We start from the raw sequence: 14,470 nt of genomic DNA on the forward strand, positions 1-14,470 counted from the left end.
GTACCCTTTTACTAAATACAGTTATTTTTTGAGATCAAAATCTATTGCGGCTAAGTTTTGACGTGAACTTTTCGATCGACTCTCTTGTACAGGTGGGAATTACAAATAAAGTACGGTTGCCAGCCGCTCTTTCAATTTTCCTTTTAACGTCAAGGGTTTGAGCTGGTGGCGACTGATAGGTTCGGTACTCCAAAAGTTCTTTGGCGGCGGCACTGCATCACTTGTATTTATTAATTCGATAAAAAACAACATTTGATTCTACCTCAGAAGAGCCTTAAGGTGATACTTAAGCTTCTAAGGCAGGGTCTAATGCTGAAGCAGCACCGACAAGTTTAAGCCGATCGCCAAAAGTCGATCGACAAAAAGAGAGAAGATAAATGACTAAGAAAACGCCAAAAAATCAGAGTGCACACGGCTTAAAGCCGGACTGCCTCTCCTTCGGGGAGGTTTTAGCTCAATCCTTTGCCGTCATTGCACCTACAACTATACCCGCATCTAATCTAGGGTTAATTGTCGCTCTTTCGGGTAACGGGACTTGGCTGAGCTTTCTCATCGGCTTGATGGGCCTAGTATTTGTCAGCATCAATATCAACCAATTTGCGAGTCGATCGGCTTCTGCCGGTTCTCTTTATTCTTATATTGTTAAAGGACTTGGCCCGACTGCCGGCGTAATTTGTGGCTGGAGTTTGGTACTGGCTTATCTATTTACTGCGATGTCCGTTTTGTGTGGTTTTGCCAACTTTACGGGTACTTTCATCGGTCATTTAGGCATCCATCCGTCACCGATTACGCTGTTAGCGATCGGGGCCGGCGTTGCTTGGTATGCAGGTTATAAAGATATCCAACTCTCAGCTATGGCGATGCTGTGGCTGGAGGGGGCATCAGTGGCAGCGATTTTTATCTTGGGAATCATCATCTGGGCGCACAAAGGTTTTGCCCTGGATATGTCGCAATTAACTTTGGAAGGCGTAACTCCGGGGAACATAGCGACGGGACTTGTATTAGTCATGTTTGGTTTCTCTGGTTTTGAAAGCGCTACATCTCTGGGCGACGAAGCGAAAAAACCATTAAAAAATATCCCCAGGGCTGTCATGGGCAGTGCTGTCATGGCAGGCTTATTCTTCGTTCTGATGACCTATATTGAGGTTTTGGGTTTTAGCGGGACTGGAGTTTCTATTACGGATAGTGAAGAACCTCTGACTTTTCTAGCGCAACAAGTCGGGATGGGTTGGCTGGGACAGTTAGTGGCTTTAGGCGCTTTATTTAGCTTTTTTGCTTGCGTGCTAGGCAGCATCAATCCAGCGGCGAGAGTGTTTTTTATGATGGCGCGCCACGGTTTGTTTCACTCTTCATTAGGTGTAGCGCATTCATCTAATAGAACTCCCCACGTTGCAGTAACGATGTGTACATTTATGACATTTTTTGTGCCTGCTGTGATGTCTATGTTTGGCATCAAACTGTTTGATTGTATGGGTTATTTGGGGGCAATTTGCAGCTACGGATTTTTAACGGTATACATCTTGATTTCGATCGCAGCCCCGGTTTACCTGCACAAAATTCGTAAATTGCGCCTGCGAGATGTGCTATTCTCGGTGGTGGCGATCGCATTTATGATGATTCCGATTGCGGGAAGTGTGGGCATTCCAGGCAGCACTATGTTCCCAGTTCCCGAAGCTCCTTACGATGCGTTTCCTTACTTGTTCTTGATGTACTTGGTGGCTACTTGCGGGTGGTTTTTCTTGCAGCGGCGGCGCTCTCCTGGACTTGTGGGTTCGATGGAGCGGGGTATTGACGCAATTCATGCCAAATTCGAGTAAGAAAATGCAATTTACGGCGGTGTTCGATTCAAAGCAGTCCCCTTTGACAGTGATGCTTTTTGATTAGCAGTTACCAGTTCGCTGTTCGGAGAAAGAGTTTTTAAGCAACTGGGTTTTTACTGAGATATTGCAGCATTGTCAATAAGCATTTCCAGGGCGTTGCTCCGATCGACAGCCCACAATAAAATTTAATTTTTGTGGAACGGGCCGGAGAGCCCGTTCCGAAGATACGATCCCAGCAAGTACAACGAAATAAAAAATCTGAGGAGACACAGAAATGAATGAATTACTAACAGCAATTTCTACGGGGATGACGGCTTTTACGGCTACGAACCTTGACGATATTCTGATTCTGCTGCTGTTTTTCTCGCAGGTGAATGCAGTATTTCGGCGCAGGCATATCGTCTTCGGTCAGTTTCTGGGCTTTACTGCACTGGTTTTGGCTAGCCTTCCGGGGTTTTTTGGCCGCTTAATCTTTCCGCCAGATTGGATCGGAATGCTGGGTTTGCTGCCAATTGCGATCGGGCTTAGCCGCCTGCTGAATCCAGAAACTGATGATTCGGAAGCTGAGGCAGAATTAGAGCAATCTGAGAACTCTTTTTTTACCAGTTTTCTGTCTCCTCAAACTTACAGCGTAGCAGCGGTGACGGTGGCCAACGGGGGCGACAATATCGGGATATATGTGCCGCTTTTTGCTAGCAATACTTTAGAAAGTTTGGCGGTGATTCTCGGCGTATTCTTCAGCATGGTGGGCGTTTGGTGCTACGCTGCTTATCGGTTAATTCAGATGCGGGCGATCGCGGATACTCTGACTCGCTACGGCAATCAGCTTGTGCCTTTTGTTTTGATCGGATTGGGAATAGCGATTCTGGTTAAAAGCGGCACTCTGGCAAGCCCAACTTTAAGTATAATATCTTTACTGGGTTGCGCTTTCTGTTTGATAACTGTGAGCAGAAGTAACGCCAGGGAAACTGAAGTCTAGAAAAATTGCAGGGACAGCACATGAATTGGATTGCCGCAGCGATTATTGCCGGGATTACATCTTTTGCCGCAACCAATATTGACGATATGGTGCTTTCGATGCTGTTCTTCGCCCAGGTAAATGATACTTTCCGCCCCCGGCATATCTTTGTGGGTAAGTACCTGGGATTTGCAGCACTCATCGCTGCTAGTTTGCCGGGTTTTTTTGGCGGTTTAATTGTGCCGAAAGCTTGGATTGGTTTGCTGGGTTTGGTTCCGATCGCGATCGGCATCAGTCACTTAGTCAACAGAGAAAATGAGGACAATGACGTACAAGCGGTGTCGGGCGAATTTAACCGTCAATCTAACTCATCTGCTGTGTCAAAATTAGCAAGTCTTTTCAATCCCCAAACTTTGAATGTGGCTGCGGTAACAGTGGCCAACGGGGGAGACAACATCGGCATTTATTTGCCGCTGTTTGCTAGCAGCGATTTGCCGAGCTTGGTGGTGATTTTGGCGGTTTTCTCGGTGATGGTAGGTGTTTGGTCTTATGCTGCTTACTGGTTAACTCACCACAGGGCGATCGCCCCTATTTTGACTCGCTATACTCAGGCTGTTGTCCCTTTTGTATTGATTGGCTTGGGAATATTTATTCTGATTGAAAGCGGTACTTATCGCCTGCTCCCGCACTTTCAATCTAACTAATAATTAGCCCTTTGCTATTTGCATCCCTCTAAAGGTAGATAAATGGTCCGAAACCATAAGTACTAAGTCATCATTTTTACCTTAACAATTGTTTGCTTAAAAATAGCGCTAAATCGCTTGAAATATATCAAGAAATATGCTAAGTTAATAATGAAGTGAGTGAGCGAGCTAAAAGCAGCTTCAAAGTAATTTAGCCTCAAGTATTCACGAAAGTTGAAACCATCTTTTGAGCTAGCTAATTGCCGGACTTAGGCAACAAGATACCTGTTGTCTCAATAAATCATGTAGTGGTGAATCAAACCGAGCTAAAAACTTGAGGATGAATCCCTAAAATATCCCCCGAACACTTCGCCACTACCCCAGGCAGCTCGGCTTTGACAATAGGTATAACGCTAAAAAACCAGATTTTTCGATTCTGCTAAATTTGGCCGCTCGGGCAAACAAGTTAAAGAGAGCTGGTTTTTGCCTGAGTCCTCAAATAGCAAGCAAACAGAAAGTGGGAAAAAACCTGAAAATCTAGAAAAGGAGAAAAATTGTGAAAATCTTCAAATTTGTTTTAGTGCTCTTGGTAATGGCCGCCAATTTAGTATTCGTTCCTCCCTCCTGGGCCGACGCTCCAAAAACGCCGAGATATGCGAGCAATCCCGACTACATAGAGGTGACTGAAGCTCTGAACGCTCTCAAGGCAGCGAAAGACGCACCCGATACCGCCCAGAATTATAGCCCTGAGGAACTCCGGAAAAAAATCGGTCAATTGGAGTTTCAAAAATACACTTTAGAAACGGGAAAACCTTGGGGTCAGTGCCGCAACGAGACCGGAAAAACCCTGGCTGTATACGGCCCGAAACGCAAAAAAGCAGCCGAGTCTTCTTACGAGAATGCCCTTTATTTTCTAGCTGACGGCGAAACAACTGAATATAAATGGGATTGCGATGGAATTTATCTGCCCAGCGATGTCAATGCAACCGATTTAAGGTCAGCAGATCAACCTTCACAACAATTGACCGGCGGTCTAGCTGTTAAGATAGTTGACGGAACTCAAGTTGTAGCGAGAGCTAATCCCGATACGGGGGCTGTAGAATTTAACGTTCCTACTGCTAAAATTTTCCAGCCTGGGGATGCGAATTGGTTTGTTCCTGAGGTGACTCAGGCTTACATAGATTCGCAACTTCCCAACGCACCTACTGAGGAAAATGATTAGTTTTGGTGAAGTTGTAATGCGATCGGCTGTGTAAAGCCCGTTGCAACGAAACATTCCGCCGGGGATCGCTCCCCCGGCGGATAATCCGTCCCAGCGAAAATATATCGGTTTCCCTTATTAATTTGGCGTCAAAATTAAAAGGTTTATCTATGCTATTAAATTGGAAATCCACGAAAGTAGATACAGAAAAGACTAAGCGACCAAATCCGTCGCGGGTGCGGGATCACTTGGCAAACGAGCGCACATATTTAGCATGGATGCGGACAGCAATATCGCTGATGGGTTTTGGCGTAGTTATCGTGCGCCTTCGCGCCTTCCATCCCCCTCTGCTGCCAACTCCGGGCAATGGTTGGAAGTTGGGTTTGCTTTTTTCAACAGTGGGTTTGCTGACGGTGCTATTATCAACTAAGCACTACTTCGGCGTCCGCCACGATATCGATTACGATACTTATGAACCTACCGATCGCTGGGTAATTCTTTTCAGCCTCGCGATCGCTATCCTAGGGGCTGGGGTAATTTATTATATGTTCACCGTTCCTTCTAGCTTAGAAGGTTTTATGGCACCAGAATAATGGCGCTGTTTTTATATCAATCTTCAAGAGTTCGATCGCGTGCAATTATCGTTCAAACTGAGATGTTGCACCATTGTCAAGAACAGGCAAGATGCCTGTTCCACAAAAAGTGCATTTTCTTGTGGGGTGGGCAGGAGAGCCCGCCCAAAAAAGGGTTATCGAGAATGGTGCAAGATGTGAGTTCCAACCGATGCAAGTAGATGATGAGAAACTAAACAAGCAAAATCTGTCGCGGGCGATCGATCGATCGGCAAATGAGCGCACCTTCTTAGCATGGATGCGGGCTGCGGTCGCCCTCATGGGTTTTGGCGTCGTCATCGTCCGACTTCGCGTCGTGCAAGTGCCCGTACAGTACCGCCTGGGGATGGGGTGGAAGTTGGGTTTAATCTTCTCTCTAATAGGTTTGGCGACAGTCTTAATCTCAACTTTGCACTACTTCACCGTTCGCCGCCAAATTGACGAGGATACCTACGAACCGTCAGATTGGTTGATATTCGTCTTCAGTTCGGCTGTTGCCTTATTGGGGATGGGAGTAATTTATTTTATCTTTGCAGCCGCCGTGGGCCCAAGTAGTTTTGTAATACCCGATTGATTGTCAACAGGAGTTAATTATGAACAGCGATACAGTTGCCACGATCGCTTCCATTATCATCTTAGCTGCTGCTATCTGGGCAGCATTCGTAGTGCTCGAGACTGTCGCGAAAATAGTCCCTAAATTGCTGGGCGTGACAGTCGCGATCGGGCTTTTGCTGGTTTACCTGCAATTTTACTGGGGCATCGATACTGCATATCTTTGGCAAACTGTCAAGCATTTGCCTGAAACTTTCAATTTCTCGATCGGCGCCTAAACTACCACTAGCCAGCATTCTCAACAACCTCTCCCGGATAGATAGTTTTGTATCAGAAACAAAGTATATTTAGCTGATCCCCCAAAATACGGTAACTTGATTGACTTACTAGACATAACCGATTTGGGCTGGTAAACTACGGTAAGTCGATCGAGTTATGAGCTATAAACGTGGAAAACGCTAAAAAAGTCAGTGAAGAGTACCAGCTTGCAGGACAACTCACCCAACAGTTGCCAGAAGCTAAGGGCTTTAAGGAAGTCTGGTTTAAGAAAATCCGAGGCGGGTTGCTTCTGGCAATTGGATATTTGCTATCACCCCTGTGTTGGTGGAACGACATATTTTTCAATCTGCCAATTGCCTACGCCTTTGGGTATATCTGTAGTTGGCTTTCCCCAGATTTACTGTTTCCTTGCACAATTGTCGGCTACTGGCTTTCCAATATTGTGGGAATTCTGTTGATGCAGCTAGGAACTTTAGATGTTTTGGCCGACAAACCCAAGGAAAAAAACCTCAAAAAAGAGTTATTGACGGGTTTAGTTTCCTCAACAGTCTTCACGGTTGTCATTGTGGCATTGATTCATTTTAATGTTCTCGAGACTCCCGATTTCTTTGCCGGCAAAGAGTCGGTTAACCTCAGCTATGCTTTACCTGTGACGCTCGTCACTTCTAGGTAGAAGGCAGAATATAAACCCCTAAATAAATCAAGGGTTTTTAATCAGTTACACAGGTAGATATAAGAAAATCAGGGAGCTTTTACACTACAATTTCTGTAGTTTTGTTTATTTGCATTTACTGGCTTTTCCCAAGAATTTTGTATCTGAACACGCCGTAATTCTCAATCGTTGATGAGCAAAATTCCTGGCTATAAATATTTAAATGCGAGTAAGATTTTGACTGTGTAGCTGTGTTGCAGGAGCCGCGCCAGTTATCTATTTGTTGGTTGGCAGCGCTAAATTACACAGTTTTTGGGCATAACCGTGAACTACTTATTACTCTCCTTTCTCAGCTTTTTTGTCGGCATTATCGTTGGTTTGACCGGAGTTGGCGGAGCCTCGCTCATCACCCCAATGTTAATTTTTGTTTTCCAAATTCCAGCATCAATTGCTATTAGTTCTGATGTCGTAGCTGCTACACTGATGAAAGTTGTTGGCGGCTTCAAACACTGGCAGCAAAAAACCCTCGACTTGCAAGTAGTTAAGTGGCTGGCTTTGGGTAGCGTACCCGGTTCGCTGACTGGCGTGTGGATTTTACACTGCATCCAATCCAGCGAAAATCAGGACTTAGACAGCATATTGCTGCGCTTTCTCGGATTAGCGATCGCCCTCATTGTCGCTTTATCGCTGACCCAATTAGTGGTCAAAACATTTTTCCCTAATTTTAAAATGCCTTCGCCCCCGGAATGGGACTTAAATACTAATTATGGCCGTATTTGTACTGTGAGTGCGGCAGCAATTTTAGGCTGCATAGTGGGAATCACTAGCGTATCTTCCGGTTCGATGTTTGCACTGTTGCTGATTGCTTTTTTCCGCCTGGATACTTCTAAATTGGTGGGTACAGATATTTCGCAGGCGGCACTTTTGTTGATGTTTACATCTGTGGGACACCTCAGCCTCGGAACGGTAGACTGGAGTTTAGTTTGGCCGATTTGGTTGGGTTCGGTGCCGGGAGTTTTGGTAGGTGCTAAATTCTGCCAAGTTATGCCTCAACGCCCGCTAAAGTTTGTTATTTACGGAATGTTGGCGATGGCTAGTTGGAAGTTGTATCAAGTGTGATATCGATTCCGGTTGCACCCTCCGTGATTGTTGACTGTTGACTGTTGATTGTTGACTGTTGACTGTTGACTGTTGACTGTAGAAGGAGGGGTCAAAAAACTGAAAATTGCGCGAATTATTAGTTGCGAGCTTGATTCGAGTTTACGCCGGACTTCGGAGGGCGAATTTGATATCATTCCGGCGCAGCCGGAATTGATATGAAAAGTTAAACCTAGTGTCAGCCTGCTGTTTGAGTCCACAATCCTCAATAATCCCCCTAACCCCTAAAAAAAAAGGGGGGACTGTTTCATTCTCCCGAAATCCGCCAGGGTTTGAAACCCACGGGGCTTATAGCAAAAGTCGGTTAAAATTGAAATGTTGCACCATTGTCAATAAGCTTTTTATGAACAGGCAAGATGCCTGTTCCACAAAGAGTGAGTTTTCTTGTGGAACAGGCATCTTGCCTGTTCTTGAGAATGGTACAAGATGTGAGTTAAAACCGACTCAAATAGTAATTTTTAGTGTTCATAGCGAGAACTTTCGCTCTCTCGAAAGGGGTTGAAACCCCTTTCGGACTATAGCTTTAAAAGAAGGAATCAGCCCTGCCCTAGGAAGGGTATGCACGGGGACTCTAGACGGGAATGCAAGCTAGACTTATCAAGGACGATCGCTCAACCTCACCTACAATTTAATAATTGCTGACTAATGATTCGAGTTCGGCGACGGTGGGCAATTCTAAATCTTTGAACAAGGCTGTACTGAGGTAGCGTTCGCCATAAGAAGGCTGCACAAAAACTATCAATTTTCCAGCATTTTCCGGTCGCTTGCCGACTTGAATTGCGGCAAACAAAGCGGCGCCTGCAGAAATTCCTGACAACAATCCTTCTTCTCTGGCCAGCCGACGGCTGTAGGCGATCGCATCTTCGTCGCTAACTGCGATCGTTTCATCAATTAACTCTGTTTTCAACACTTCCGGGATGAATCCTGCACCAATCCCTTGAATTTTGTGAGCACCAGATTTGCCTCCAGAAAGCACGGGGCTGTTAGCGGGTTCAACTGCGATCGCCCTAAAAGTCGATTTTCGCGGTTTAATTACCTCAGCAACTCCAGTAATCGTACCGCCGGTGCCAACTCCAGCAACTAAAAAATCTACTTTACCCTCTGTATCTTCCCAAATTTCCTCAGCCGTTGTTTCCCGGTGAATTTTCGGATTAGCGGGGTTGCGAAACTGTTGCAGCATGAAAGCATTGGGGGTTTCTTCTACAATTTCTTCCGCACGGGCGATCGCGCTTAACATCCCTTCATGTCCCGGAGTTAATTCCAACCGAGCTCCGTAAGCTTTCAGCATCGATCGGCGTTCCGTGCTCATCGTATCCGGCATAGTTAAAATCAGACTGTACCCTTTCGCCGCCGCTACCATTGCCAAAGCAATTCCAGTATTTCCTGAAGTCGGTTCAACTAAAATAGTTTTCCCCGGTTGAATTAACCCCGCTTCTTCGGCAGCCTGAATCATGCTCGCCCCGATTCGATCTTTCACCGAAGCAGCCGGATTCATACCTTCCAATTTTGCCACAATTTGAGCAACCACTCCTTCGGCTTGGGGAATTTTATTGAGCTGAACTAAAGGAGTTCTGCCAATTATTTGTGTAATATCCTTAGCAATTCTCATGGCTTAATTTCTCTCCCCTTAAATGTAGTACATAGGATGTGTTTGTTTGCGAAGATCCCGCTGTTCGCACAAATCTTGTAATGTGTATTTTCCCAAAACTGCGAAAGATGCCTCTCGAGCTTCCTGCCATATTTCTAGCACCGCAGTTTTTTCTATTGTTACAGATTCCGACACTTTTTGAGTCTGGCCGCTGCCAGATCCTTCGAGACTCAAAAACACCTCTAGCAAAGTAATCTGCCAAGGCTCTTTCGCCAGCAAATAACCGCCTTTAGCGCCCCGCAGACTCTGGACGATACTCGCACGCCGCAGCACGGCAAGAATTTGGTCTAAATAGCGTTCCGGTATCTCACCAGAAGCAGTAAGTTCGCTTACTGTTAGGGGCGAATCCTTCGGGTAGTGGCTCGCCAGTTCCAAGAGGGCTAACAGGGCATATTGTACTCTAGAAGATAGTTCCACATTCCCCACTGGCGATCGAGTTTAAATTGTACATTATATCATAGTACACAATCCCGGTAGGTGTACAGGTGTTATCATATTTTCATTACAAAAACGGTTGGAGAAATCCCGTGAGCAATGTAAATGTAGGTTTAAGCTGTCGGCATTGTCGGTATTACGAGCAGCACGGACACAGGGGCGGAAACTGCCAGATGCTCGGCGTGGGGGTACAGGGTGGGTGGAAAGCTTGCTCCTTGTTGGTTCCACCCTTTGCACCGTCTTGGGAATACCCCGAAGCGGGTAGAGCCCGAAAGTCTCAAATGTTGCAGGGAGCAAGTATTTTACAGGCAATACCGCCGCCTTAAAGTAACTGCTAAGTAGGTAGGCGAATATGTGCTGTGTCATCATTAAGTTTATTCCTACTGATATCTTGCACCATTGTCAGCAACAGGCAAGATGCCTGTTCTACAAGAAAATTTATCTTTTGTGGAACAGGCATCTTGCCTGTTCATAAAAGGCTAATTGAGAATGGTGCAACCTATGAGTTCATACTCACCTACTTAACGGCAGTCAACAGGTGCCAGATGTGGCATCTGTTGGCAGTGAGAAGAAAGAAATCAGGAGAAAGAGAAAAGCAAGTGCGATTGTCGCACTTGCTTTTGAACTTATTGACCAGTGGATGAGAAAATTTAATAAACGCAAATTATATTTCGTAGTGCCACACCTCGGAAGCTTGCAGAATAATCCGGTGGAGCGGCAGGCGATCGATCAAGCCTTGCTGCTCAAAATGACCGAGGGTGCGAGTGACTGTTACGCGACTTGTACCGATGATTTCTGCAATGTCCTGATGCGTTAAAATCATATCGATCAGATGTCCTTGCTCTACCTGAGAACCAAACCTCTTAGCCAGCCAAGTTAATAGGTGATAGAGCATAAAATCAACTTTTTTGTAACCTCGCATTACCATAAAATCTTCAGCTTGCTGAATGTGATTGAGCAAAATATCTCGATTTAGCCAGCGATCGCCAGATAATAGAGTTGCCTCGACTTTAGTTAAGCATTCAATTTGAAAAGGATCGCATTTTGATATCTGTTTGCCGATCGTATCACCAGGCCCCCACAATCCCAAGGTGATAATTGTGCCATCTTCAAGCCACGTTACAGTTCGCACTACTCCACTTTCAATTCGCCACAGAGCATTGCTTCTGTTGGGCAAGTGCGTGCGGCGAGCAAATTTATGTCGGCTGGTTTCATCAAAAATTTTAGGGGAAACAGAAGCAATAGTCATAGCCAGTTACTGAAGGAATCAAAGTTAGTTTGTACAATTGCAGCAGAATAGTGTTGCTAGCTAAAATCTCTCTAAATCAAAGCTTTACTAGATTCCTGCCCCGTCTAAAAACTGTGTAATAAATAAATTAGAAGACATAAATAATTCATGTTTTTTAGTCTCTTTTGGCTCTGATTCAGTTGCTTTGACCGGAGTTAGTTGAGATTTCAAAATATTAACCTGGTCTTCTAACTCCTTAATTCTATCGAACAAAGCTCGAATTGCTTGAGCTTCCAAATCCGGTATGCCTTGAGAATTTTGAGCATCTTCCACCTGCTTTTTCCGAGGGATGATGCGACCGGGAATTCCCACAACTGTGCAATCGCTAGGGACATCCCGCAGCACTACCGATCCCGCACCAATCCGAACATTATTGCCAACTTGAATATTGCCTAAAACCTTAGCGCCTGCTCCCACGACTACATTTTCTCCCAGGGTGGGATGCCGTTTTCCTATTTCTTTACCCGTGCCGCCAAGGGTCGCTCCTTGATAAATTACAGCATAATCTCCAACGATCGCAGTTTCGCCAATTACCACCCCCATGCCGTGGTCGATAAACACGCCCCTACCAATTTGGGCTCCTGGGTGGATCTCAATACCTGTTAAAAAGCGGCTCAGTTGGGAAATCAAGCGCGGTACAAACGGAAGGCCAGCGGAATAAAGCCAGTGTGCTATCCGGTGCAAAAAAAGTGCTTGCAGTCCGGGATAGCAAAATAATACTTCCAGCCAGTTGCGTGCCGCGGGGTCACGTTCGTAAATAATTTGCAAGTCAGTGAACATATTTAGTCTCGCCGTGTTTTGGTTATACAGTATCGGCAGGGCCGACGGTTTAAGCTGCATAAAGCAGGATTGGTTGTGGCATTATTACATATAATACTATAACCCGACCGAATTACAGTAGTATATGAGAAAAAAATTTTCCTTCCCCAGCCGCTTCTAAGCTGCCTCCGATATTTTCCGCGAAACAAACGGTACTGGTTGTCTGACTTCTTGCCGCAGCGGAATCTCGATCGAGAATTGGGTCCCCAATCCCGGTGTCGAATCGCAGCGCAGCGCACCCTTGTGCTTTTCTACGACAATTTTATAGCTGATTGACAGTCCCAATCCTGTCCCTTTGCCGGCAGGTTTAGTCGTAAAGAACGGGTCAAACAGCAGTTTTTTGACATTTTCTGGCATACCGGGGCCGTTGTCAGATATCCGCACAATTATTTTGTCGGGACTTGAATATTCTGTGGTTATGGCGATCGCCATCGGATCGATCGCTGCTTCGGGCCCGCGATCGAGCCTGTAACTCTCAAGGGCGTCGATCGCATTAGCCAGAATATTCATAAACACCTGATTTAATTGTCCGGCATAGCACTCTACTAAAGGTAAATGGCTGTAGTTTTTAACAATCTCGATCGCCGGGCGATCGGCTGTAGCTTTCAGGCGACTTTGCAGAATTAGCAAAGTGCTGTCAATGCCTTCATGGATGTTGACAGGTTTCATTTCGCTTTCATCTAAGCGAGAAAAATTCCGCAAAGATTGGACAATTTGAAGAATGCGATCGGCGCCTATTTTCATCGAGGACAGCAGTTGCGGCAAATCTTCGCTGACAAAGTCAAAGTCAATATTTTCTAAATGCTGTGAAATTTCCGAGGGAGGGGATAAATAGTGTTTTTGGTAGAGTTCTACCAACTCCAACAGATCCCTAGTATATTCGCGGGCGTGGTGAAGATTGCCGTAAATAAAATTAATAGGATTGTTAACTTCGTGGGCAACACCAGCCACTAATAAACCCAAACTCGACATTTTTTCCTGCTGAATCAGTTGAGTTTGAGTTTGCTGCAACTCTTGCAACGTTTTCTCTAGCTGTTGAGATTTAGTAGTGCGTTCGGCTGCTACTTTTTCAATTCGCTCGGTATAAATCCACAAGCTCATTATATAAAGTGTCGCCGCCAAAGTTAAGATACTCCCAAAAATTAAAACAGTCAAAGAACGCCAAAATCTTAGAGGATTAATGTACTCTGGCGTTAGCCGCAGTTGCAGCAACCACCTGCGATTTTCAATATTGAGAATGCGGGTGCAACTGCTGCCGTCCGGGCAGTAAGCTCTTTCCCCTATTTGGAGTTGATTTTTAATGTTTTCGTCGGTGATTATCCTCTTAGTCTTCGCTTCGTAAAAGGCAAGAAATTTTTCGGATTCAGGAGCCATCGCATCTTGAAGATACACGTTAACAAAGTTGAGTTTAGTTTCCTGTAAAGCCGATTTTACAAGAGCATCAACGAGCAAAACCCCGAGAGTAAAACCTTTCAATGATTCGGGTTCCCTAGCAGGTAAATCTGGCTGCCCTGCTGCGGTATCGCCGGGAGGAGTTTGACTAAAAATTGGCAGGAATACAAAGACGCTGGGTTGATTTTGGGAGGGCAATTTTTGGCGGTCAGTTGCAATAATTTCTTGTCTTTTTGTTGCTTTTTCTAAAGCAAGTCGATTTGCACTCAAATCTACATCTAAATCTATTTCCTTTGTCAGGGATTGCGGAGAGTCAGAAACGCGGGGAAGCCAAGCGATCGCCTTCAGGCTCGGATGGCGGTAGAGGGCAGAACCAACAAATGTCTTCATTTCTGGTTTTTTAACGCCGTCAAATACGCTGTAAAATGCACCTGCAGCCCGAATAATTTCTAAATTCCCGCTCACTTCTCTCTGAATGTCTGTAGCTATTTTGTCCAGTCGGTCTTGCAGTTCGGTTTGCATGAATTTGTATTCCCAATTGTACGCAACTGAACAGGCGATCGCAGACAGTCCAAATCCTGCACAAAGTGTTAATCCTGCCTGGATATAACGGCGATAACTAAGTAAAGTGCTAGTTGCTAAATTCTTGAATTTGTTAGCAGTCATATTCTTCACCTATCTTTTTTCTAGTTCTTCCAACCTCGGCCTGGGATTTCTCGTTTTTCTCGTTCCCAGGCTCTGCCTGGGAATGAATTTCAGGAGGCTCTGCCTCCGATTTTTATCGTTCCCACTCAAAATTTCAGGAGGAAGCTCTTTCTCGTTCCCAGGCTCTGCCTGGGAATGAATTTCAGGAGGCTCTGCCTCCGATTTAGAGCCACGAGACAGCATTACCAGGCACGAGCCTGGTAACGGTGTGGGAGCAGTGTTTTGTAGAAGATCCCGGATAGTATTTTGCGTAAGATGCAGTGGCTGAT

Annotated in this window: 16 protein-coding genes; 10 read left to right on the plus strand and 6 right to left on the minus strand. The window is 45.4% G+C overall.

Annotation, left to right across the window (positions count from 1 at the left end; translation table 11 throughout):
• Positions 1-99: 99 nt before the first annotated feature.
• The gene (locus QUB56_RS11655; protein WP_332955305.1) at positions 100-252 is read right to left on the minus strand and encodes a hypothetical protein; all 153 of its coding nucleotides are present in this window, start codon (positions 250-252) and stop codon (positions 100-102) included.
• Between the two features lie 125 nt (positions 253-377).
• On the opposite strand from QUB56_RS11655, the gene QUB56_RS11660 reads away from it, so the two are divergent.
• From QUB56_RS11660 to QUB56_RS11700, 9 genes are all read left to right on the plus strand, one after another.
• Complete coding sequence (locus tag QUB56_RS11660) at positions 378-1,817, plus strand: APC family permease (protein WP_332955306.1); 1,440 nt, start codon at positions 378-380, stop codon at positions 1,815-1,817.
• Between the two features lie 277 nt (positions 1,818-2,094).
• Entirely contained in the window at positions 2,095-2,799 is a 705-nt protein-coding gene (locus QUB56_RS11665; RefSeq protein ID WP_332955308.1) for a cadmium resistance transporter, read from the plus strand.
• 20 nt (positions 2,800-2,819) lie between these two features.
• A complete protein-coding gene (locus QUB56_RS11670) occupies positions 2,820-3,482 on the plus strand; it encodes a cadmium resistance transporter (protein ID WP_332955310.1) in 663 nt (220 codons plus the stop codon).
• 535 nt (positions 3,483-4,017) lie between these two features.
• Positions 4,018-4,683 (plus strand): hypothetical protein, encoded by a 666-nt coding sequence (locus QUB56_RS11675; protein ID WP_332955311.1) that lies wholly within the window; start codon positions 4,018-4,020, stop codon positions 4,681-4,683.
• A 149-nt stretch (positions 4,684-4,832) separates the two neighbouring features.
• Entirely contained in the window at positions 4,833-5,255 is a 423-nt protein-coding gene (locus QUB56_RS11680) for a DUF202 domain-containing protein (RefSeq protein ID WP_332955312.1), read from the plus strand.
• Positions 5,256-5,346: 91 nt separating this feature from the next.
• Positions 5,347-5,847, plus strand: a complete 501-nt coding sequence (locus tag QUB56_RS11685; protein ID WP_332955313.1) for a DUF202 domain-containing protein — start codon at positions 5,347-5,349, stop codon at positions 5,845-5,847.
• A 19-nt stretch (positions 5,848-5,866) separates the two neighbouring features.
• Entirely contained in the window at positions 5,867-6,103 is a 237-nt protein-coding gene (locus tag QUB56_RS11690) for a hypothetical protein (RefSeq protein WP_190738922.1), read from the plus strand.
• A gap of 170 nt (positions 6,104-6,273) precedes the next feature.
• Positions 6,274-6,777 carry a hypothetical protein gene (locus tag QUB56_RS11695; RefSeq protein ID WP_332955314.1) on the plus strand — a complete coding sequence of 168 codons (504 nt, stop codon included), beginning with the start codon at positions 6,274-6,276 and terminating at the stop codon, positions 6,775-6,777.
• A gap of 303 nt (positions 6,778-7,080) precedes the next feature.
• Entirely contained in the window at positions 7,081-7,875 is a 795-nt protein-coding gene (locus QUB56_RS11700; protein WP_332955315.1) for a sulfite exporter TauE/SafE family protein, read from the plus strand.
• Between the two features lie 667 nt (positions 7,876-8,542).
• On the opposite strand, the gene cysK is transcribed toward QUB56_RS11700, so the two are convergent.
• Both cysK and QUB56_RS11710 read right to left on the minus strand, forming a co-directional pair.
• Positions 8,543-9,523, minus strand: coding sequence for a cysteine synthase A (gene cysK, locus QUB56_RS11705; protein WP_332955316.1), 981 nt, complete (start codon positions 9,521-9,523; stop codon positions 8,543-8,545).
• 18 nt (positions 9,524-9,541) lie between these two features.
• A complete protein-coding gene (locus QUB56_RS11710; protein ID WP_332955317.1) occupies positions 9,542-9,979 on the minus strand; it encodes an Rrf2 family transcriptional regulator in 438 nt (145 codons plus the stop codon).
• A gap of 110 nt (positions 9,980-10,089) precedes the next feature.
• Between QUB56_RS11710 and QUB56_RS11715 the strand changes: the two genes are divergently transcribed.
• Entirely contained in the window at positions 10,090-10,323 is a 234-nt protein-coding gene (locus tag QUB56_RS11715; protein WP_332955318.1) for a hypothetical protein, read from the plus strand.
• A 338-nt stretch (positions 10,324-10,661) separates the two neighbouring features.
• On the opposite strand, the gene QUB56_RS11720 is transcribed toward QUB56_RS11715, so the two are convergent.
• The 3 genes from QUB56_RS11720 to QUB56_RS11730 all read right to left on the minus strand — a co-directional run bounded on the left by QUB56_RS11720 (position 10,662) and on the right by QUB56_RS11730 (position 14,162).
• Positions 10,662-11,246 (minus strand): Crp/Fnr family transcriptional regulator, encoded by a 585-nt coding sequence (locus QUB56_RS11720; protein WP_332955320.1) that lies wholly within the window; start codon positions 11,244-11,246, stop codon positions 10,662-10,664.
• A gap of 87 nt (positions 11,247-11,333) precedes the next feature.
• Positions 11,334-12,065, minus strand: a complete 732-nt coding sequence (gene cysE / locus QUB56_RS11725; protein ID WP_332955321.1) for a serine O-acetyltransferase — start codon at positions 12,063-12,065, stop codon at positions 11,334-11,336.
• A 156-nt stretch (positions 12,066-12,221) separates the two neighbouring features.
• On the minus strand, positions 12,222-14,162 hold the full coding sequence (locus QUB56_RS11730) for an ATP-binding protein (protein WP_332955322.1): 1,941 nt from the start codon (positions 14,160-14,162) through the stop codon (positions 12,222-12,224).
• Positions 14,163-14,470: the final 308 nt, after the last annotated feature.

Origin of the sequence: Microcoleus sp. AR_TQ3_B6, from assembly GCF_036702785.1 — a bacterium.
Classification (GTDB): Bacteria; Cyanobacteriota; Cyanobacteriia; order Cyanobacteriales; family Microcoleaceae; genus Microcoleus.